General features: G+C 74.5%; 9 protein-coding genes. 2 read left to right on the forward strand and 7 right to left on the reverse strand.

The features are described from left to right. Positions 1-85: 85 nt before the first annotated feature. Together P696_RS46335 and P696_RS0117675 are read right to left on the reverse strand one after the other, a co-directional pair. Positions 86-8,242 (reverse strand): non-ribosomal peptide synthetase/MFS transporter, encoded by an 8,157-nt coding sequence (locus P696_RS46335; protein WP_051467806.1) that lies wholly within the window; start codon positions 8,240-8,242, stop codon positions 86-88. Beyond that, on the reverse strand, positions 8,239-13,056 hold the full coding sequence (locus tag P696_RS0117675; RefSeq protein ID WP_084337681.1) for a non-ribosomal peptide synthetase: 4,818 nt from the start codon (positions 13,054-13,056) through the stop codon (positions 8,239-8,241). Before P696_RS0117675 ends, P696_RS46335 begins: the two co-directional genes overlap by 4 nt. Positions 13,057-13,174: 118 nt before the next feature. Between P696_RS0117675 and P696_RS0117680 the strand changes: the two genes are divergently transcribed. Next, the gene (locus P696_RS0117680) at positions 13,175-14,758 is read left to right on the forward strand and encodes an MBL fold metallo-hydrolase (protein WP_026413361.1); all 1,584 of its coding nucleotides are present in this window, start codon (positions 13,175-13,177) and stop codon (positions 14,756-14,758) included. 93 nt (positions 14,759-14,851) lie between these two features. Here P696_RS0117680 and P696_RS0117685 read toward each other — a convergent pair whose 3' ends face one another. Continuing rightward, on the reverse strand, positions 14,852-15,235 hold the full coding sequence (locus P696_RS0117685; RefSeq protein WP_026413362.1) for a DUF5997 family protein: 384 nt from the start codon (positions 15,233-15,235) through the stop codon (positions 14,852-14,854). Positions 15,236-15,290: 55 nt separating this feature from the next. On the opposite strand from P696_RS0117685, the gene P696_RS0117690 reads away from it, so the two are divergent. Further along, a complete protein-coding gene (locus tag P696_RS0117690) occupies positions 15,291-16,019 on the forward strand; it encodes a LysR family substrate-binding domain-containing protein (protein ID WP_034485367.1) in 729 nt (242 codons plus the stop codon). 15 nt (positions 16,020-16,034) lie between these two features. Here P696_RS0117690 and P696_RS0117695 read toward each other — a convergent pair whose 3' ends face one another. From P696_RS0117695 to P696_RS46340, 4 genes are read right to left on the reverse strand one after another with little or no spacing between them, the layout of a single operon-like run. Beyond that, positions 16,035-17,198 (reverse strand): hypothetical protein, encoded by a 1,164-nt coding sequence (locus P696_RS0117695; RefSeq protein WP_026413364.1) that lies wholly within the window; start codon positions 17,196-17,198, stop codon positions 16,035-16,037. Further along, complete coding sequence (locus P696_RS0117700) at positions 17,191-19,038, reverse strand: class I SAM-dependent methyltransferase (RefSeq protein ID WP_051467807.1); 1,848 nt, start codon at positions 19,036-19,038, stop codon at positions 17,191-17,193. Before P696_RS0117700 ends, P696_RS0117695 begins: the two co-directional genes overlap by 8 nt. Next, on the reverse strand, positions 19,035-20,201 hold the full coding sequence (locus tag P696_RS0117705; RefSeq protein ID WP_026413366.1) for a glycosyltransferase: 1,167 nt from the start codon (positions 20,199-20,201) through the stop codon (positions 19,035-19,037). Before P696_RS0117705 ends, P696_RS0117700 begins: the two co-directional genes overlap by 4 nt. Beyond that, positions 20,198-21,118 carry an alpha/beta fold hydrolase gene (locus P696_RS46340; RefSeq protein WP_064744053.1) on the reverse strand — a complete coding sequence of 307 codons (921 nt, stop codon included), beginning with the start codon at positions 21,116-21,118 and terminating at the stop codon, positions 20,198-20,200. The genes P696_RS0117705 and P696_RS46340 overlap by 4 nt, the downstream gene beginning before the upstream one ends. Between the last annotated feature and the right edge of the window lie 3 nt (positions 21,119-21,121).

Consider the following 21,121-nt stretch of genomic DNA (forward strand, 5'->3'; position numbering starts at 1 on the left):
GAGGGTACGCTCGAAGATCAAGAAAGCGCCCCCTTTTCCTCCTTCACTGTGCGCGAAACGCCGGGCTGTGACCGCGTGTCGGCGGTCAGCGATCGTGGTGTTCGGCGGTCAGTGACCGGTCGGCCTCCTCCTGTAGCTCGTCCAGGTCACGGGTGCTCTCGGCGGTGGGCAGCGCGTCCGGCAGCAGGTCCTCGAGGTGGCGCAGCCGCCGCATGCGGAGACCGGCGAGGCCCCAGCCCGTCAGCAGGACGCCCATGACGGCCAGCAGCCAGCCGAGCGACGTGCCGCCCTCGGTTCCCGTGACGGCCCCGGCGCCCGCCGCGAGGGGGGCCGTGCTGAGGTAGCCGAGCGGGGTCATGGCCGTGGCCAGCATCTGGTTGGTCGAAAGGACCCGGCCCTGCAGCTCCATCCGCACCTTGAGCTGGATGATCGCCAGCCAGTGGGCGTTGATGACGCTCGTCGAGCCCCAGCGCAGTGCCAGGCCGAAGGCGACCAGCGGAACGAGGGAGGCGACGCCCGCGAGCCCGGTGAGCACGGTCGCGACCCCCGCGACGGCCACGAAGCCGACCATGCCGTCCGCGAGCCGTCGCGTGCCGCCCCACCGGACCATCAGGACGCTGCCCAGCACCGCGCCGAGTCCGCCCGCCGCCGTGACGACGCCCAGCTCGACGGCGCCGTCCTGCGCCAGGACCATCGGGGAGACGACCGCGAGGGTGAGCGCCGTGAAGTAGTTGACGCCCATGAAGTAGCCCGCCATCACCATCAGGGGCGGACGCTTGGCGATGAACCGCCAGCCTCCGGCGAGCGCCGAGCGGAACGACTCCTCCCTCCTGCGGAACATCCGGTCGGGGAAGCGGACGGCCGCCAGGGTCACCAGCGCGATGGCGAAGGTGCCCACGTCGACCGCGACGACGGTCGGGAGACCGGCCATGCCGATGAGCGCGCCTCCGGCCAGCGGGGCGACCAGGGTGCCGAGGCCGAGACCGGCCTGCGCCAGCGCGTTGGCCTGCGGGAGGTAGGGCTTCGGGACGAGCTGCGCGACGGCCGCCAGGTAGGCGGGCCGGTGGAAGGCCGACACGACCGACAGGAGCGTCACGATGCCGCAGACCGCAGCGAACGTCAGGGCGTCCCGCCAGAGCAGGAGCGCTGTGGCCGCCATGGCGAGGGCGCTCACCGCGTCGCAGGCGAGCATCACCTTGCGCCGGTCGTTGCGGTCGGCGACCGCGCCGCCGAGAGGCCCGGCGAGCACCGCCGGGAGGAGCGCCAGCATCGTCACGAGGGCGAAGTCCAGCACCCGGCCGCTCCGCTGGTACGTCCAGACGCCCAGGGCGAAGGAGCTGAGCGAGCTGCCGACCATGGACGCCAGCTGTCCCGCCGCGACGATGTGGAACCTGCGGAGCTCGGTCTTCGGCAGGGGCGGGGTCCCGGCCCGCGCGGGCGCCGCGTCGGCCCGCGCGGACGGCGGGTCGGCGACGAAGGAGGCGAGGGTCTCGGGCTGGTGGCGGAGGAAGTAGTGCCCCGCCAAGGGGACGACGGAGAGGGAGACGCTGGGGGAGAACGCCTCCCATTCGCGATAGCGCTCCTGGTAGAGGTCGGTCGCGCCGTCGCTCTCCCCGACGATGACCTGGATCGGCGCGCGGAGCCGTCGCGGGTCGCTCAGGCGCCGGGTGAACCAGTCCTGGGCCTGCCGGGCGTCGTGCCGGATTGCGCGGACCGCGGTCTCCACGGCGGGACCCTCGAGGTCCTCGGGGAGGCCGCCCATGGAACGGAGCGCGTCGCGGTAGGCGCGGTCGGACAGCCACCGGTCGGCTGGAAGCCTCCGGTTGAACCACGCGGACACCCGTCCGGGCAGTCGCGCGGTGGGGAAGCTGCCGCCGACGTGGACGCCCGTCACGTCGACGCCGGTCTCCTCCAGGCGCAGGGCGAGGGCGGTCGCCATCGCGGAGCCGACGCAGTGGCCGTAGACCGCGATCGGGCCCGTCGTCCGCGTGGCCAGTTCCGCCACGCACAGGTCGACGACCTCCTCCAGGGGACGCATCGGCTCGTCCGGACGGGCCGGGTCGTGGCCCGGCAGCTCCAGGGCGAGGACCTCGGTTCCCTCGGGCAGCGCCTCCGCCAGCGGACGGTAGACGGCGGCCGATCCGCCTCCGTACGGGACGCAGACGACCGTGGCCGTCGGCGTGCCCTGGCGCGGGCCGCTCAGGCGGTGCAGGAGTCCGGCCTCGCCGGTCGTGCCGAGCCTCGCGGCCAGCTCCCGGACGGTCGGGTTGGTGACCAGGTCGATGACCCGCAGATCGGGGTCGATCTCCTGGACGGCCTTGACCGCCAGGAACGAGTCGCCGCCCAGGGCGAAGAAGTCGTCGTCGGCTCCCACGCGTTCGACGTCCAGCAGGTCGGCCCAGATCCGCGCGATCCGCTTCTCCGCCTCGGTCTCCGGCTCCGCGAAGTCGGTCTCGGGCGTGTCCAGGGGGAGGCGCTTGCGGTCCACCTTGCCGTTGGGGTTGAGCGGCAGCTCCGGCAGGAACGTGATCGTCGAGGGGACCATGTAGTCGGGCAGCAGGGCGCGGAGGGCGGCGCGCGCCCCGGCGGCGTCCAGCCCGTCGGCGACGAGCCAGGCGGCCAGGCGCCGCGCCGATCCCGTCCCGACGGCCAGGACGACCGCCGCCGTGACACCGGGGAGGGTGCGGCAGACGGCCGCGACCTCGCCGGGCTCGACGCGGTAGCCCCGGATCTTCGCCTGGTCGTCGATCCGTCCCAGGAACTCGACCACGCCGTCCGGCCTGACGCGTGCCTTGTCGCCCGACCTGTAGAACTCCCCGAAGTCGGCGGCGCGGAGGTAGCCGCGCGCGACCTGGGGGCCGCCGATCCACAGCTCGCCGGGCAGGCCGTGCGGCTGCGGGCGTCCCCTGGCGTCGGCCACGAGGCACCGGACGCCGGGCAGCGGACGGCCGAGCGGGACGTTCGCCGAGCCTCGTCCTTCTTCCCCGGTCCCGTTCAGCGCCGTGCAGGTCAGCACGGCCACCGTCGTCTCCGTGGGCCCGTAGTGGACCTGGACCTCCAGCTCCGGACGCGCCTTGGCGATCAGGTCGACGAGCGACCAGGGCACCGCCTCGCCCGCCAGCACCAGCAGCCGCTCGGGCAGCACCGCAGCCAGGTCCCCGTGGGACGCCAGCAGCTCCAGATGGCTCGGCACGCACTTGAGGAAGTCCACGCCCTGCATCCGGGCGGCGAACGCCTCCGGATCGGCGGCCGTGTCGCGGTCGAACAGGTGCAGCGTCCCGCCGGTCGTCAGCGCTCCGAAGACGTTCAGCATCCCGAGATCGGCGGCGATCGTGGAGACCAGCGCCCAGGAGCGGTGCGTCCCGACCCTCGGCAGCACCCCGTCGAGGTAGGTGGCGATGTTGCCGTGCTCGACGGCGACACCCTTGGGCGCGCCCGTCGATCCGGACGTGAAGATCACGTACGCGAGGTCGCCTCCCGTGACGCCTTCGGTGTTCTCCGATCCCGCGCGGTCCTGCTCGGTGATTGCGCCGAGCAGGAGGGGCGTCACGTGCGGGGGAAGGTGTTCGGCGAGGTCGGCGGTCGTGACGGCGACGCCGACGTCGGCCGTCGCGCACATGGCGGCGATGCGGTCGGCGGGCGCGGCGTCGTCCAGCGGGACGAACGCGGCCCGCGCCTTGAGGACGCCGAGCAGGGCGACCGGCAGGTCGCGGGAGCGCGGCAGGAGCACCGCGACCCGGTCGCCCCGGCTCACCCCGGAGGACGACAGTCGCGCGGCCAGGGCGTCGGCGAGGCCGTCGAGCTCGCGGTAGGAGTAGGCGCCGTCGAAGGCGGCGACCGCGGTGGCCTCCGGGACCAGGGCGGCCTGGCGTTCGATCCGCTCGTGAAGGCCGAGCGGCTCGTCCGGGTCGGATGCGGGCGGCCCGACGAGGATCGGGTCGGCTCCGGGTTCGAGGACGAACTCGTCCAGCGGGCCGTCCGGCGTGGCGACGAGCTGGGTGAGGACGGAGGTGAAGAATCCCGCGATCCGGTGGGCGGTGCCGTCGTCGAACAGGTCGCGCCGGTAGGTGAGCCCGCCGCGCAACCCGGATCCGTCGTCCTGGACCGTCCAGCTCAGGTCGAATCGGGCGGTCGTGGGCAGCGTCTCCAGGGCCTCGACGGCGAGGCCGTCGAACCCGGTCACGGCGCCTGGCGCCTGGTAGAGGTTCAGCAGGACCTGCAGCGGCGGCGGCTCGTACGGTTCGGCGGCGTGCGCGAACGCCTCGAGTACCTCGCCCCGGGTCCGGGTCAGCAGCTCACGGCCGGTGCGGACGCCGTTCAGCCGGGTCCGGACGACCAGCGTGTCCAGCAGGCATCCGAGGACGTTCTCCGCATCGCGATGACGCCGTCCCGCCTCGGGGACGGCTACCGCCACGTCCTCGCTTCCCGAGACGCGGGCGAGCGTCGTCTGCAACGCCGTCAGCAGCACCATGAAGACGGTCGCCCCGGCGTCGGCGGCCAGGCCGCGAACGCCCGCCACCAGCTCCTCGCCGAGGTCCAGCCGGAGGAAGCCCGCAGTGGACCCCTCCTCCTGTCCGAGGTCGGCTGAACGGTCCAGTTCGGTCGGTAGGTCGAGTTCGGGGGGAAGGTCCGCCAGCTGCTCGGTCCACCACGTGGAGGCGGGACGGCCGTGCTGCCACGCGGCGACGTCGGGAAAGCCGACGTCGAGCGGGCTCAGGGCCCGGCCGGAGTACAACGCCGCCAGATCCCGGAGGAGGACGGCCCGGGACCGGGCGTCGCTGGCGATGTGGTGCAGGAGCAGGACCAGGACGTGCTCGTCAGGGCCGAGGACGAGCAGCGTCGCGCGGTACGGATGCTCCTCGGCCAACGCGAACGGACGCCCGGTCAGCTCCGCCAGGCGGGCTTCGAGTTCCTCCGCCTGTTCCAGATCCACCGTTTCGAGGGGGACCTCGGCGGGGTCGTCGGTGATCCCGTGCGGCTCGCCGTCCAGGAGGACGACCCGGGTGCGGAGCATCTCGTGGCGACGCGCCAGCCCGCTCACCGCCGCGCGCAGGGCCGGAAGGTCGAGGTCGCCGCGCAGCCGCAGCAGGACCGGGACGTTGTACGCGGTGGACTCGGGGTCCATCTCGCCCGCCAGCCAGAGGCGGCGTTGCAGCGGGGTCAGCGGCCAGGGCCCGGTCTCGGCGCGCCGGGGGATCGGCTCCTCGGCCGTCCCGGTCAGGGATTCCAGTTCGCGGGCCAGGTCGGCGAGGTTCGGGTGGTCGAACAGCAGGCGCGGCGGCACCGCGGCGTCGAGGCGCTCGGCGAACCGCGCCGCCGCGCGGACGGCCGAGAAGGAGTCGCCGCCGAGGCCGAAGAAGTCGTCCTCGGGCCCGGCGCCGGGGACGCCGAGCATCTCGCTCCAGACCTCGGCCACGAGCAGTTCGGCGGCCGAGGACGGAACCGCGGCCTCCCGGACGGCCCTGGCCGGGGCTGGGAGACGCCCCCGGTCGATCTTCCCGTTGACGGTCAGCGGGAGGGCCTCAAGGAACGTGAACGAGGACGGGACCATGGCGTCCGGCAGGGTGCGCCGCAACTCCCGCCGAACGGTCGCCTCGTCCAGGCCGGGGGCGACCAGCCACGCGGCGAGGCCCTCCGGCACGCCCAGGACGACCGCCTCGGCGACCCCGGGGACGGCGCGGCAGGCGGCGGCGACCTCGCCCGGATCGACGCGGTGGCCGCGCACCTTCACCTGGTCGTCGATCCGCCCGAGGAACTCCACCATCCCGTCGGGACGGATCCGCGCCCGGTCACCCGACCGGTGCAGATCTCCCCGCGCCACCTGTGGCCCGCCGATCCACAGCTCGCCGGGCACGCCGTGGGGCAGCGGACGGCCCGTGGCGTCGGCGACGAAACAGCTCACTCCCGGGAACGGCGTGCCCAGCGGCACGTTCGCCGACTCGCGCGCGGCGTCGCCCGCGAGGCAGCCGAGGACGGAGACGGTGGTCTCCGTCGGCCCGTAGTGGACCTGCACCTCCAGATCCGGACGCTCCTGCGCGATTCGATCCACCAACGACCACGGGACGGCCTCGCCCGCGAGGACGAGCAGCCGTTCCGGCAGGAGGGAGGCGAGCGGCGCGTGGGTGGCCAGCCCCTCCAGATGGCTCGGGACGCACTTGAAGGTCTCCACGCCACGGACGCGCTCGGCGAACAGCGCCGGGTCGGTCGACGCGGTCAGGTCCAGCAGGTGGAGCGTCGCGCCCGTCGTCAGCGCGCCGAACACGTTCAGCAGGCCGAGGTCGGCGGCGATCGTGGAGACCAGCGCGTACGACGAGGAGCCGCCGACGCGGGTCGCGACGGCGTCCAGGTACGCGGCGAGGTTGCCGTGGCCCACGACGACCTGCTTGGGCGTGCCGGTGGAACCCGAGGTGAAGATCACGTACGCCGGGTCCGCGGGGTCGGGCGAGCCGGACACGTCCTCCGCGCCCTCCGAAGCATGCGCCGCCGGGGCGTCGTCCACCGACAGGACGGTCAGCCCCGGCGGCAGGCGGTCGGCCAGGGCGGGGGAGGCGATGGCGATCTTGCTGCCCGAGAGCACCTGGACCACGCGCGCGGCGGGCGCGGTCTCGTCCACGGGCACATAGGCGGCGCCCGCGATGAGGACGCCGAGCAGAGCCACCGGGAGATCCCGCGTGCGTTCCATGAGAACGCCGACGTGGTCGCCCCGGACGACGCCGAGCGCGCGCAGCCGTCCGGCCAGACGCCGCGCGCGGTCGGCCAGTTCGGCATAGGTGAGGACACCGTCGGCGGCCACGACGGCGCACGCGTCGGGAACCAGACGGGCCTGGTCGAGGAAGCGCTCGTGGACGGCGCGCGGGTCCCGGACGGCCGCCGGGGCGCTGAGAACGTGGTCGGCCCCGGGCTCCAGGGGGAGGTCCCCGGCGGCGCGGTCCGGATCGGCGGCCAGGCCGCCCAGCAGGGCGGTGAACCAGCCCGCCAGGCGGCGCGCGGTCTCGGCGTCGTAGAGGTCGGTCCGGTAGGCGAGACGGCCGCGCAGGTCCGAGCCATCCTCCACGAACGTCCAGGTCAGCGCGGTCTTCACCGCGGTCATCGGGATGTCGACGAACTCCGCGGACAGGCCGGGGAACCCCGTCGGGACGGGCGGCGGCGGGACGACGTTGAGGAGCGTGCCGAACAGCGGACGTCCCGGTGCCACGCGCTCGGCGACCCGGTCGAACGGCACCTCGGCGCGACTGACGGCGTCCAGGGCCGCCGCGCGGGCCCGCTGGACCAGCTCGCGGCCGGTGGCGGCGACGTCGACGGTGTCCCGGACGACGAGGGTCTCGATGAAGCACCCCATGACGTCCTCGAGGTCGGGATGCCTGCGGCCCGCCTCCGGGACGCCCACCGCCACGTCGGGGTCGCCGATCCGGGCGAGCAGGACCTGCAGGGCGGCCAGCAGCACATGGAAGACCGACCCGCCCCGGGCGAGGTCCCGGACCGCCGCGACCGTCGCCGCGTCCAGCTCGATGTCGAGCTCCGCGGACGACCAGCCCGTGCGGGGCACCGGAGCCAGCACCGGGGCGGGGTCGAGCTCGGCGAGCCGGTCGGTCCACCACTCCAGCGCCCGCTCGGCCGCCGGGGACCCGGCGCGCTCGTTGAGCCAGGCGGCGGCGTCGCCGTACTGCAGCGCGGGCGCGTCGAGCGCGGGGCCGCCGCCCGTCCTGAACCGGTAGAGCGCGGCCAGCTCGTCCACCAGGAGCGGCAGCGAGCCCGCGTCGACCGCCAGGTGGTGGACGATGAGCGCCAGCACGTGGTCCTCGTCGCCGAGCTCCAGGAGCGCGGGACGGAACGGGATCTCCTCGGCCGGGCGGAACGGCCGTGCGACGAGCGCGGTCAGCCGTCCGTCCAGCTCGGAGGGGTCGATCCGCGCGTGGGAGACCGTCGGCGCGCCGCCCGGGACGGCCCGGGGCCCGTCGTCGTCCCCGGCGATCCGCGAGTGCAGCACCTCGTGCCGCGCCGCGAGGTCGGCCAGGGCCGCCTCGAGCGCGGGGACGTCCAGCGGCCCGCGCAGCCGCAGGACGACCGGGACGTTGTACGCCGGATTGTCGGGCTCCGCCGCGCCCGCCAGCCACATCCGGCGCTGCACCGGCGAGAGCCGCCCGTCGCCCACGCCGCGCGGGATGCCCGCGGGCGCCTGGCGCGCCGCGGCGACCCGCCGGTCGAGCAGTTCACGCATGCGGTCCTTCGCGGCCTCGGTCACGCCCCGGCCTCCTCTTCCTCGAGTCCCGCCAGGACGATCCGCTCCACCTCGGCCGCGTAGTCGGCCAGCACGGGATGGTCGAACAGCACCATCACCGGCACGTCGCAGCCCAGCGCCTCCCGCAGCCGCACGGTCGCCCGCGTGGCCACCAGCGACGTCCCGCCGAGCGCGAAGAACTCGTCGTCCGGCCCGAGTCCGCGCGTCCTCAGCACGGCCCCCCAGACCTCCGCGATCAGCTCCACCAGCGCGCCCCCGCCGGAGTCCGCCGCTTCGGCGTCGTCGGCCGCGACCTCGTCGGGTTCGTCGGGCCCGTCGGCGACGGGATCCAGGGCGCGCCGGTCGAGCTTGCCGCTGATGGTGCGGGGAAGCTCGGAGTGCCTGATCCAGGTGCGGGGGACCATGTAGGCCGGAAGGCGGTCCCGGGCGTGCGCCTCGAGGTCGGGGAACAGCGTCTCGTCGGGGATGTGGCCGGGGGCCACGACGTGCGCCCGGAGGGCGGCGTCGGCGCCCAGCGAGGGGTTGGTCGCCACGTCGGTGACGGACGGGTGCCCGCGGAGGACGGCGTCGATCTCGTCCAGCTCGATCCGGTACCCGCGGAGCTTGATCTGGTTGTCGCGTCGGCCCAGGAAGACCAGGACGTGGCCGCCCGAGCCGTCCGGCCGCCAGGCGACCCGGTCGCCCGAGCGGTAGAGCATGGTGCCGTCCCCGGCGGGGACGAACGCCGCCGACGTCAGCTCGGGACGGCCCCGGTAGCCGTCCGCCACGCCGGGACCGCCCAGCCAGAGCTCTCCCGGGACGCCCAGCGGCAGCAGGCGTCCGAGCGGGTCGACGACGACCATCCGCTCGCCGGGGATCGGGTGGCCGATCGCGATCTGGGGGCCGTGCGGCGGCGCGGCCACCGGATGGACCGTCGAGACCACGGTCACCTCCGACGGGCCGTAGACGTTCCACGCGCCCGCCGTGCGCGCCGTCAGCTCCCTGGCGAGCGTCTCGTCCAGGAGCTCGCCGCCGATCAGGACGCGCAGGACGGGACGTCCCGCCCAGCCGTCGGCGACCAGCAGGCGGAGCCTGCTCGGCGTCGCGATGATCAGCGTCGCCTCGACGGTGTCGAGGAGCGTGGCCAGCGCCCGGCCGTCCCGCGCGGTGGCCGAGTCGGCCACGAACACGCGGGCGCCGGTCGAGAGCGTCGCCCAGAACTCGAAGCTGGACATGTCGAACACCAGCGGGGCCATCGCGACGACCACGTCGTCCTCGGTCATCCCGGGATCGGCGCGGACCGCGTCCGCGAAGGCCGCGATCGCGCGGTGCGGGATCTGGATGCCCTTGGGGCGTCCCGTCGAGCCCGAGGTGAAGATGAGGTACGCCAGCCGTCCGGGATCGGGCGCGGGCAGCGGCCCGGTGGCGGGCGCGGCCATCAGGGTCTCGGCGTCGTGGAGGATCAGCTCGTCCGGAAGCGCGTGGTCGCCGAGCACGACCGCGTGGCGGATGCCGCAGTCCTCCGCGATCAGGGCCAGCCTGCGGGTGGGCAGGTCGGCGTCCATGGCGACGTAGGCCGCGCCCGCGCGCAGGACGCCCAGCATGATCGCGGGCATCCGGTGGTCGCGCGGAAGGCTCACGCCGACCGGCTCGCCGAGACCGACGCCCGCCTTCACCAGCGCGGACGCGACCCTCGCGGACAGGTCGACCAGCTCGCCATAGGTGAGCACGCCGCTCGCCGAGGCGACCGCCGGACGAGCCGGGTCGACGCTCAGGATCGACTCGACGATCGTCGCCGTGGTGGCCGTGCCGGAAGGAGCAGGGCCGGACAGGGCGGGGCCGGTGCCGAGGGCCCGCAGGCGCTCGTCCTCGGCGGGGGAGACCAGCGCCAGCGAGGAGACCTTGCGGTCGGGCTCGGCGACCGTCCGGGCGAGGGCGTCGAGGAAGGCGTCGGCGACCAGCGCGGCCTCCGACTCGGTGTACCGGTCGGTCGCGTACTCCGCCACCAGCTCCGGGCCCTTGGCCCCGGTGTTCATCAGCAGGGTGAGCTCGGTGACCGCGCCGCCGAGGTCCAGCTCGCCCACCAGCTCGACCGCGACGGCCCCGGCCCGCGTCACGGGGTCCTCGTCGGGCTGGAACGCCAGCACCACCGGCAGGGGGTTGGCTCCGTGGGCGCGCGGGATCGCGTCCGCTACCGCGGCGGCCAGGCCGTCCCGGTGGGCGAACGCCCGGGTGATGCGTTCGCCCACGCGTGAGGCGAGGGCGGCGAGACCGGGGTCGTCGGCGAAGTCGGCCCGGACGGGCAGGACGTCGAGCAGCGGGCCGATGACGCGGTCCAGACCCGGGCGGTCACGGACGGTCGCGGTCAGCCCGAGGGTCGTCTCCGTGCGTCCCGACAGGCCGCCGACGACCGTGGCCAGCGCCGCGAGCTGCACCGCCGCCGGGGTGAGCCCGAGACGCGCGGCGAGCTCCCGGACGCCGTCCAGCAGCACGGGGTCGACGGGCCGGGTGATGCGCCGCCCGCGCGGCCCCGGGACGGACGCCGGGTCGCCGAGCAGGTCGTACGGCACCACGGCCCCGGCGAGCTCCTCGCGCCAGTAGCCGTCCTCGCGGCGCTCGGTGGCCTCGGCCTCGTCGTGGACGAGGTCGCCGAACTGCAGGTCGGGCGCTTCGGGCGTCAGCCCGGCGAGCTCCGCCGCCAGCTCCTCGCGGAGGACGCGCTCCGACCAGCCGTCGAAGGCGATGTGGTCGGTGACGAGCAGCAATTCGGCGGTCTCAGGACCTGTCCATGCGCAAATAGCGTGCAGAAGTGGTGTGTCCGCAGTCAGATCGAAAGGCTTCAGTGTCGCGGTCAGACGCGACAACTCCTCCTCTCGCCGGGCCGGGTCGAGCGATCGCAGGTCGTGTTCGGTCACCGGCACCGGGGCGGGTGCGGCGACGCGGACGACCGGCTCCCCGTCCAGAAGCTCCAGGCGGCTTCGGAGCGCCTCGTGGCGTCCGACGATGCCGTCGAGGGCCGAACGGAGGGCGGCGGCGTCGACCGGGCCGGTCAGCCGGAGGCGCAGGCCGATCGTGGTGGCGTGGGTCGTGGGGTCGATCTGGCGCATCGCCCACAGGCCGCGCTGGACCTCGGTCAAGGGGTGGGTCCCGGTGCGCGGCCGGGACGGTGCGACGGCGCGCGGCGCGGCGGAGACGAGAGCCGCCAGCTCGGCCACCGTCGGTGCGGCCAGGAAGTCGTGCAGCGGCACCCGGACGCCGAGGTCGGACGCGACCCTGGCGACGACGCGGGCCGCGGCCAGGGAGTGCCCGCCCAGGGAGGCGAAGCCGTCGTCCACGCCCACCTCGGGCAGGCCCAGGACGTCGGCGACGATCGCGGCGACCCGGCGCTCGTCGGCGGTGCCGGGCGCCCGTCCGACCGGCGCCGCGGTGGGCGCGGGCAGGGCGTCCCGGTCGAGCTTGCCGCCGGGGCCGAGCGGAAGCGACGGCAGGATCACGATCCGGTCGGGGACCAGCGGCGAGGGCAGCCGGTCGGCCAGATGGCCGAGGAGTTCCCGTTCGGACGCGGTGGCCACGGCGTAGCCGATCAGGCGGTGCGTGGCGTCGGCGTCCGGCACGGCCACGACGGCCGCCTCCGTCACCGCGGGATGCCCGGCCAGCGCGTGCTCGACCTCTCCCGGCTCCACCCGGTGTCCGCGAACCTTCACCTGGGCGTCGGACCGTCCCGCGAACCAGAAGACGCCGTCCTCGAACCGCGCCAGGTCACCCGTCCGGTAGGCCCGGCCGACCCCCTCCAGCTCGGTGAAACCGCCGGGGTCCGACCCGACGTAGCCGCGGGCCAGGACCGGCCCGGCCACCACGAGCTCGCCCGTCTCACCGGGCGCGACCTCACGTCCCGAAGCGTCCCGCACGCTGACGACCGCGCCCGCGATCGGCAGCCCGATCGGAACGGGGTTCTCACCCGGCGACACCTCGTGGACCAGGACCTGCGTGGTGCACTCGGTCGGCCCGTAGCAGTTGAAGAAGCGGATGCCGGGCGCCGCCGCGGTGAACCGCGCCACCAGGTCACCCGGCAGCGCCTCGCCGCCCGAGTAGACCAGCCGCAACGAGGACGGCAGCGGCCCCGACCGCAGCAGCGCGGCGAGCACCGACGGAGGCCCGCCGAGCGCCGTCACCTCGTCCGCCGCCGGAAGCGACGGCAGCGCGAGCAGGTCGTCGGCGAGGATGACCGTCCCGCCGTGGACCAGCGGCCCGAAGATCTCCATCACCGACGGGTCGAAACCGATCGACGTGGACGCCAGCCAGCCCCCGGCGGCGTCCCCCCAGGCATCGCCCAGCCACGCCAGCAGGTTCAGCGCGCTGCGGTGCTCGACGACGACGCCCTTCGGCTTCCCCGTCGACCCTGAGGTGTAGATCACATACGCCGGTGAGTCCGGCGGGACGGGCACCCCGGGGTCGTCCGACGGCCCGTCGTCCTGCACCGACACCGGCGAGGCGCCGGCCGGGACCCGCCCGGCGAGGGAGGGAGGCGTGAGGACGTGGCGCAGGCCACTGTCCGCGACCGTGTAGGCCAGCCGGTCGAGTGGGTATGCGGGGTCGAGGGGCACGTAGGAGGCCCCGCTCTTGAGCGTCCCGAGGAGGGCGGGAACCAGGTCCACCCCCCGGTCCATGAGGACCCCGACCGCTTCACCTGGACGGACACCGTGTCGAAGCAGCGTGTGCGCGATCCGGTTGGACCGCTGCTCCAGCTGCTCGTAGGTGACGCGCGCATCCCCTGCGACGAGGGCGACCCGGCCGGGGTTCCGCCTGACCTGCTCCGCAACCGCCTGCTGAATGTTCACGGCAGCAGACTCTAAGCAGATCGGGCGAAACCGGAAGTGGCCTCACCATATCCTCCCTATAAAGGCGGTATATAAGGGCGGAAGCACTTTTGTAGCGACGGTCGGGATTCTGTCGGCCATGAACACTGAAGAGCTCTTCCTCCGGCCGAACGTCATCATCGAGCCGCTGGTCGACGGGTTCTCCGCGTGGTTCCACTCGGTGGCGCCCGTCCAGGCCGCGATGAACCTCGCCTTCCTGCAGGTCCCGCTCCTGGAGTCCTACCTGGACTCCCCGTCGACGCACGCCGAGGCCAGCCGGAACCCGGCCCTGCGCGGTGGCTACTTCATCGGCGTCGACGAGGAGCGCGCGGACGAGGTCCGGGCGCTGCTGGACGCCGTCCGCCGCGACCGCGCCCCGATGCTGCGCTTCGCCGAGGCCATCGCCGAGGCCGAGGACCTGCTCCGCGACAACGCGGCCGGCTACGACCTGACCCCGCTCTACGCCAAGCTCCCGCCGGAGCTGGCCGGGCTCGTCGAGCTCGTCTACGACACCGACAACCAGGCGTCGCTGCGCTTCCTGGAACCGCTGGTGTACCGGAGCCCGGCGCACACCGAGGCGCGCCAGTCGGTCCAGCTGTCCATCGAGCCGGGCGTCGAGCGCCCGTTCGTCCTCAGCACCCCGCGGCTGTCCTCGCCGGACGTCCTCGACCTGAAGATCCCGTTCCGGCACCCGGGACTCGACGCCCTGTTCGGCGCGCGCCTGCGGCCGGCGACCCTCGCCTCCCTCCGCGAAGCGCTGGAACTCGACGACGCGGGCGCCGCGCAGCTGTCCGGGCTCCTCACCGGCGGGCCCTCGCAGGCCGCCGACCGGCACATCGAGGGCGGCGGACGGATCCGCTACCTCGGCCACGCCTGCGTGCTGTTCCAGACGCCCGAGGCGGCGATCCTCACCGACCCGTTCATCAGCGCCGACACCACGGCCGGGGACCGCTACACGCTCGCCGACCTCCCCGACCGCATCGACCTGGTGCTCCTCACCCACGGCCACCAGGACCACGTCGTCCTGGAGACCCTGCTCCAGCTCCGGGGACGGGTGGGCGCGGTCGTCGTGCCCCGCTCGGACGGCGGAGGGCTGACCGACCCGTCCCTCAAGCTGTTCCTCGCGGGCGCGGGATTCCCGGTCGTGGAGGTCGACTCCTTCGACGAGGTCCCCTTCCCCGGCGGACGCGTGACCGCGACCCCGTTCCTCGGCGAGCACGCCGACCTCGACATCCGCGCCAAGTCGACCTACTGGATCGAGCTCGCGGGCCGGAAGATCTTCGTCGGTGCCGACTCGTCCGGCGTCGACCCGATGCTCTACCGCAACATCCGCGGCCACCTCGGCAAGGCCGACGTCGCCTTCGTCGGGATGGAGTGCGACGGCGCGCCCATGACCTGGCTCTACCAGGCCCTGCTGACCAAGCCCGTCCCCCGCGAGATGAACCTCTCCCGCAAGCTCTCCGGATCGGACGCCGCGCAGGCCGCCGCCATCGTCACCGAACTGGGCGCCGACGAGGCCTACGTCTACGCGATGGGCGAGGAGCCCTGGCTGGGACACGTCATGGCCACCAGCTACAACGAGGACTCCTACCAGCTCAAGCAGATCGAGAAGTTCGAGTCCTGGTGCGACGAGAACAACGTCCGCTCCGAGCACCTCTACGGCCGCCGCGAATGGCGCTGGTGACCGTCCGGTAGACAAGCGAGAAGGCCGGTTCCCTGATCGGAACCGGCCTTTTCAGGCGGCTTCGGCGGTCGCCGGGGCGGCGGCGCGCGTGGGTCAGCCCTTGGCGCGCTGCTGCTTGAGGCGCAGCTCCTCCTGGCGGACCTTGGCCAGGGTGGCCTGCTCACGCTCCAGCCACTCGGGCTTCTCGTCCTTCAGGGCCTCGATCTCGGCGGTGGTGAGGGGGCCCGTGATGCCCGCGCGGGCCAGGCCGGACGCCGAGACGCGGAGCCTGGCGGCCACGACCTGGCGGGGGTGGGGACCCTCGCGGCGCAGGTCGGCCAGCCACGCGGGCGGGTCGGCCTGGAGCGCGTTCAGCTCGTCCCGGGAGACGACGCCCTCCTGGAACTCGGCGGGCGCCGCCGACAGCAGGATCCCCAGCTTCTTCGCCGCGGTGGCCGGCTTCATGGTCTGCGGCGTCTTCGCCTTGGACGTGCTCATGACGTCAAGGGTAGCCAGCGGAAGGGAGCCGTCCGGACGCGGCTAGGCTGGGACGGTGACCGAAGCTGAGTTCCGGCTGGCCTACGCGCCGGGTGTGACGCCCGCGAAATGGGCCCGGGTGTGGGCCGAACGGGTGCCGGAGGTGCCGCTTCGGCTGATCCAGACGCCCGCCGACGAGGCCGTCCCCCTGCTGCGGGAGGGTGGTGTGGACGCGGCGTTCGTGCGCCTGCCCGTCGACCGTGAGGCCCTCCACGTGATCCCCCTGTACGTGGAGACGACCGTGGTGGTGGTCCCGAAGGACCACGCGGTGGCCGCGGCCGAGCAGGTGGAGCTCGCCGATCTCGCCGACGAGGACGTGCTGGAGCCGCACGACGAGGTCCTGACCTGGGACGAACGTCCCGGGCAGCCCGCCTTCACCCGTCCCGGGACCACCGCGGAGGCGGTCGAGCTGGTGGCGTCGGGGGCCGGTGTCGTCCTGCTCCCTCAGTCCCTGGCCCGCCTCCACCACCGCAAGGACCTCACCTACCGCGAGGTGACCGACGCCCCGCAGTCCCAGATCGGCCTGGCCTGGCTCGAGGCCGAGACGACCGATCTCATGGAGGAGCTGATCGGGATCGTCCGCGGTCGCACCGTCAACAGCTCCCGTGGCCGCACCGCCCAACAGCGGCCCGACCAGCAGCAACGCGCCCAAAAGCAGCCCGCCCAGAAACAGCCCGCCCGCAAGAAGGCCCCGCAGAAGCGTTCCGCTCCGAAGCCGCCCCGCCGGACGCGCCGCCGGGGCTGAACGGGATCGCGGCCCTTAATTCTGCGCCGCGGGGCCGTAAGGGGTCACGGTGAGGAAGCGCGGCGTGGGCAGCCGCCCGGACGCGCGGGCCTTGGTGATGGCCGTCCGGATCGGGGCCAGGTCGTCGGCGCGGACCAGCAGCAGCGCCGGACGGCCGGGGCCGTCCCAGATCATGCGGCCTCCCAGCGCACCGGCGTCCAGGGCCGCCGCGACCACCGCGCTCTGCTCCCTTGACGCCAGGCCCGCGTCGGCCAGCCGGTTGTGGGCGGCGGTGAGTTCGGCGCCCAGGACGGCCGCGTCGCCCGCGCGCAGGCGCAGCGCCACCTCGCGGAGACGCGTCCGTTCGGCCGCCGGTGTGAGCGGCCGGTCGCGCACCCGGGTGTCGGCCACGAGCAGCCGGAGCCCGGCGGTTTCCAGGTCGAGCGGGACGAACGCGGCGTCCGGCCCCTCGTCCAGGAACAGCGCGCCGGGACGGGCGAGCAGCGTCGCGCGGCACCGGCCCGCCTGGCGGCCGCCTGCCGCGTCGAAGGCGCGCAGGCCGTGCTCCACCAGCGTGGCCAGGGCGTCCAGCGGCAGTTCCGGCGCGTACAGGTCGCGCAGCGCCAGAGCCACCCCGCATGCCGTCGAGGTGGGAGCCGCCAGTCCTGTGCCCTCGGGCAGGTCGACGCCCGCGAGCAGGGTCGTGCCGCCGAGCGGGAACCCGGCCTCGCGGAGGGCCCAGGCCGGGCTGAGCGCCGCCGCCGCCCACGGCTCGGTGGAGCCGGGGCGGAGGGCGGCGAGGTCGATCCGTTCACGCTCGGCGGGCCTGTTCATCAGCGCCAGCTCGACCGCGCCGTCGTCGCGCGGGTGCGCCGCGACGATCGTTCCCCAGCGCGCCGCCATGGACAGGCTCGCCTCGCCGTCGGACAGCAGCGTCACCGAGCCGGGTGCACGCCAGACTCCCGTCGCCCCGTAGCCGTACGCCTCGTGGAACGCGGCCGGGACGAGCCGGACCTCAGGCGCGAGGTCCAGCCGTCCCGCGAGAGCATCACCGCGACGCGGCGTCTCGGTGCGGCGCGGGTTTTCGGCCGGGCGCGGTGTCTCGGCCGGGTGCGGGGCTTCGGCGGGGTGGGGGGCTTCGGCCGGGTGCGGTGTCTCTGCCCGGTGCGGTGTCACGGCGGGGTGCGGGGTCTCAGGCATCGGTGTGGTCGTCCTTGCGGGCCAGGACCCGGTAGGCGCTGCCGGTGCCGGTCCGGCGCGACACCAGGGCGCCGAACGTGTTGTCCACCAGGAGACCGGCGAGGACGGCCGGGACGCCGACGATCCAGACCAGGCCGCGCCACACCCGCCACGCCGGGGTGCGGCGCTTCGCCGACCACGGCAGGTTCCGGTCCGGCGCCAGGCGGGCGAACCACTGGTACGCCGCGAGGACGAAGTCGTTGCGCTGGTGGGCCTCGGCGCGCTCCTCGGCGACCGGGGTCAGGCCGCGGTCGGCGAGCGCCCGCTTGAGGTTCCCGATCGGCATCATGTGCTGGTGCTGCGGCTGGAACCAGGGCACCCAGTACTTGCCGAACAGCCGCCCGAGCCGCCATTCGGGGTCGGGCAGCTCGATCAGCAGGTGCCCGCCGGGCGGCAGGACCCTCGCCGCGGCGTCCAGCTCGGCGAACGGCGCGCGGGTGTGCTCCAGGTAGTGGTGCATGCTCACCACGTCGTAGACGCCCCGGATCTCGTCCGCCAGGTCGGGGAACATCCCGCGGTGCGCGTGCTCGATCCAGCCGCGCCGGACGGCCTCCTCGATCTCCGCGCCCCAGTCCAGCCCGTCGAAGACGGTGTCGGGCCAGACCTCGCGCGCGGCGGCGCAGAAGTGGGCGTGGCCCGCCCCCACGTCCAGCCAGCGCTTCGGCGTCGCGAACGGCTCCAGCATCCGGGCGCGGCCCAGGTAGTCGTGCGCCGAGGTGGTGAAGATGGTCTCGGCGGCGGCGGCTCCGATGCCGTCGTAGAAGTCCCGGTAGTAGAAGTCCAGGCCGTCCGGGGTCAGCCGGGGGTTCTGGAAGATGTGCCCGCAGCCGCCGCACCGCTCCAGCGTGAACGAGCCGGGCTTGTGGTAGACGAGGTCCTCGCCGCGCACCTGGACCGACAGGTCGTCCGCTCCGCACCAGGGACAGGTGTCGCGCCGCTCCTCCAGGAAACGTTCGACGCCCTCGGCCAGCTCGGCGTCGTAGTACGGCTGCGCGTCCGTGCGCATGGCGGCCTCCTGCCGCTCGGTCTCCGACGTCCACCGGCCGAACGCCGTGCGCACCCACACGTACGGCTCGTACAGCGGACGTCCGAGGGCGGCCAGGTGGAGGCCGCTCGGACGCAGCGCCGTGCCCGCGAAGACCAGGTACGGCTGGAGGCAGTAGACCGCCAGGCACGCCAGGGCCAGCGGCCAGGAGACGAACGCCTCGGCGACGAGCAGCGCGAACGGGATGGCCGCCAGCGCCAGGTCGACCGGGACGATCGTGCCACTCGCGCGCAGCCGGGATCGGCGCCGCGCCAGGTCGCCCGCCGCCGGACGCAGCGTGGGCGCGACGACCAGGGCGTGGCGGTCGCGCGCGAAGTGCTTCAGCCGCCGCGCCAGGACGATCAGGTCCGGTGGGGAGATCGCGTCCGGCACGGCGGTCTCGGCGCGTTCGAGCACGTCGGCGGTGACGAGCACGGCCGCGCCCGGGCCGCGCCCGTTGCCCGGGCCTCCGTCCTTCGGCGGCGACATGTGCCGGACGAGGTCGCGGGCGGCCGTCACCGGCAGGGTCCGGGGGACGAGGTCGACGATGTCGGCGCCGTGCCGGTGGGCGTGCGCGGCGGCGGCCAGGCGGGCCTCCTCGTCCAGGACGACGCCCTCGGCGACCAGGAAGCGGAGGTCCTCGTCACCGTCCCGCGCACGGCCGGGGTCGTCGCCGGGCGCTTCGAGCGCGGACAGCGCCGCCGCGCGGCCGCGCATGCGCGCCGCGTTGAGGAGCAGGCCCACGATGAGCAGGGCGGCGAGGGAGATGGCGATCACGGCAGTTCCTCCAGGTGGTCTGCTGCCGCCGCGGAGCCCCCGGCGGCCGCGAAGGACTCTCGGACGCGCCGGGCGGCGGCGCGGTAGGACGGGCTGTCGAGCACCGCGAGCAGCGCGGCGCGCAGGTCCGCGGGCCGGACCCGGCCGAACCGGACGCGCGTCCCGGCCCCGGACGCGACGACCTGGCCCGCGATGATCGGCTGGTCGTCGCGGATCGGGCACACGACCAGCGGGAGGGCGTGCGCGAGCGCCTCGGACACGGTGTTGTGGCCGCCGTGCGTCACGACCGCGTCCAGATGGGGCAGGAGGGCCAGTTGCGGGACGTGGCCGGTGACCAGGACGTTCGGCGGCGGCTCGTCGATCATGCCGGGCGGGGCGACGACGATCGCCTGGACGTCCGCGCCGAGTCCGTCGAGCGCCTCGGCGGCGACGCGGTAGAAGCGCTCGCCCGCCGGGCCGTTCAGGGTGCCGAGCGAGACCAGGACCTTGCGGCGACGCGGGTCGAGCCGGTCCCACGGGAACGCGCCCCGGTCGGGGCGTCCGGCCAGCGCGGGACCGGTGAAGACCCAGTGGCCGGGGAACCGTGACACGTCCCCGGCGAGCGCGCCGGTCGTGAACACCAGCACGAGACGGTCGGAGAACAGCAGGTCGACGGGGTCGTCCAGGCCCGCCTCGGCCTGGAAGCCGTCCAGGAGCGAGGAGATCCACGCCTCGACCTTCGGCATCGCCGCCAGCGGGCGCAGCACCTCGGCGGGCGTGCTCGCCGAGGTCGCCCAGGTGATCCCCGCGCGGCGGGCGGCGACGGGACCGGCGACGGCCTGCTGGTCGGCGACGAGCACGTCCGGCGCGAAGGCGTCGATGGCGGCGTCCACGCCGGGCAGCATCGCGCGGCCGAGGGGGATGATGAACTCCTCCCACAGGAACCTGAGCTCCGCGGCGCCGCGCAGCGCCAGCCACTCCGTCCGCGCCTCGCGCAGCCGGTGGTCGAGCGCGTCGTCGATGACCGGCAGGACGCGGGCTCCCGCCGGGAGCAGTGGCTCCAACGTGCCGGGATGCCCGGCCCAGGCGACCTGGTGACCGCGCCGGATCAGCTCCGCGCCGACCGCGGCGGTCGGGTTGATATGGCCCGCCAGCGGCGGCACGGTGAACAGGAACCGGCTCACGCGCCCTCCCGGATCGGGCTCTTCGCCGCCTGGACGGGCTGCTCGGCCCCGATGAGCTGCTCGGCCCCGACGGGCTGCTCGGCCCCGACGGGCTGCTCGGCCCCGACGGGCTGCTCGGCCCGGATGGGCTGCTCGGCGAGCCAGGACAGCAGGATGTCGCGGAGCGTGCCGGTCGCCTCGCGCAGGACGGTGTGCGCCAGGCCCGGCAGGATCTCGATCGTGCAGTCCGGCACGTGCCGTTCCAGCTCGGCGGCGGCTCCGACCAGCTCGGATCGCTCGCCGTACACGCCGAGGACGGGGCAGCGGATCGCGGCGAGTTCGTCGTCGCGCAGTGGCCGTTCGGCCGCCACGTCGTCCACCAGGCTGGTCCGGTTGAGCAGGCCGTCGACGTGCCTGACCAGGCGTGCCATCCGCCGCTGCCGGGCCTTCGCGTACTGGTCCCGCGCGCCGTCGTGCTCCAGCCGCAGCGCGGTCACCGACAGCGTGTTGGCCATGTCCTCGAACCAGGCGGCGGCGCCGGGGCCAGCGCAGCTCGCCTCGATCAGCATCAGCCCGGCGACGCGTCCGGGCGCGGTCACCGCCATGCGCGTGGCGAGGACGCCGCCGTAGCTGTTGCCGACCAGGTGCACGGGTTCGGTGACGCCGAGCGCGTCGAGCAGCGCGCACAGGTCGGCGACGCCGTCGTCGGCGGTGTAGCCGTCCTCCGGCCGGTCCGAGCGGCCGTGCCCGCGCAGGTCGTAGAGGATCACGCGGGCCCCGGCGACGGTGGCGGGCCCGGCGAGGGTGTAGTAGAAGCTGGACAGGTTGTCGGTGACCAGGCCGTGGACGAACACGAGCGTCGGGCCGCCCGCCGCGCGGGCCTGGGGCTCCAGCACCTGCACGTTGAAGCGCGTGCCGTTGGCGTGCACGTCAGCCACGGT

It is taken from the genome of Actinomadura oligospora ATCC 43269 (genome assembly GCF_000518265.1).
GTDB lineage: Bacteria > Actinomycetota > Actinomycetes > Streptosporangiales > Streptosporangiaceae > Spirillospora > Spirillospora oligospora.

Bases quoted from the DNA above. Each gene is read 5' to 3' on its own strand.
- P696_RS0117680 (WP_026413361.1), top strand. From the start codon at position 13,175: ATGAACACTGAAGAGCTCTTCCTCCGGCCGAACGTCATCATCGAGCCG.
- P696_RS0117685 (WP_026413362.1), bottom strand. From the start codon at position 15,235: ATGAGCACGTCCAAGGCGAAGACGCCGCAGACCATGAAGCCGGCCACC.
- P696_RS0117695 (WP_026413364.1), bottom strand. From the start codon at position 17,198: ATGCCTGAGACCCCGCACCCCGCCGTGACACCGCACCGGGCAGAGACA.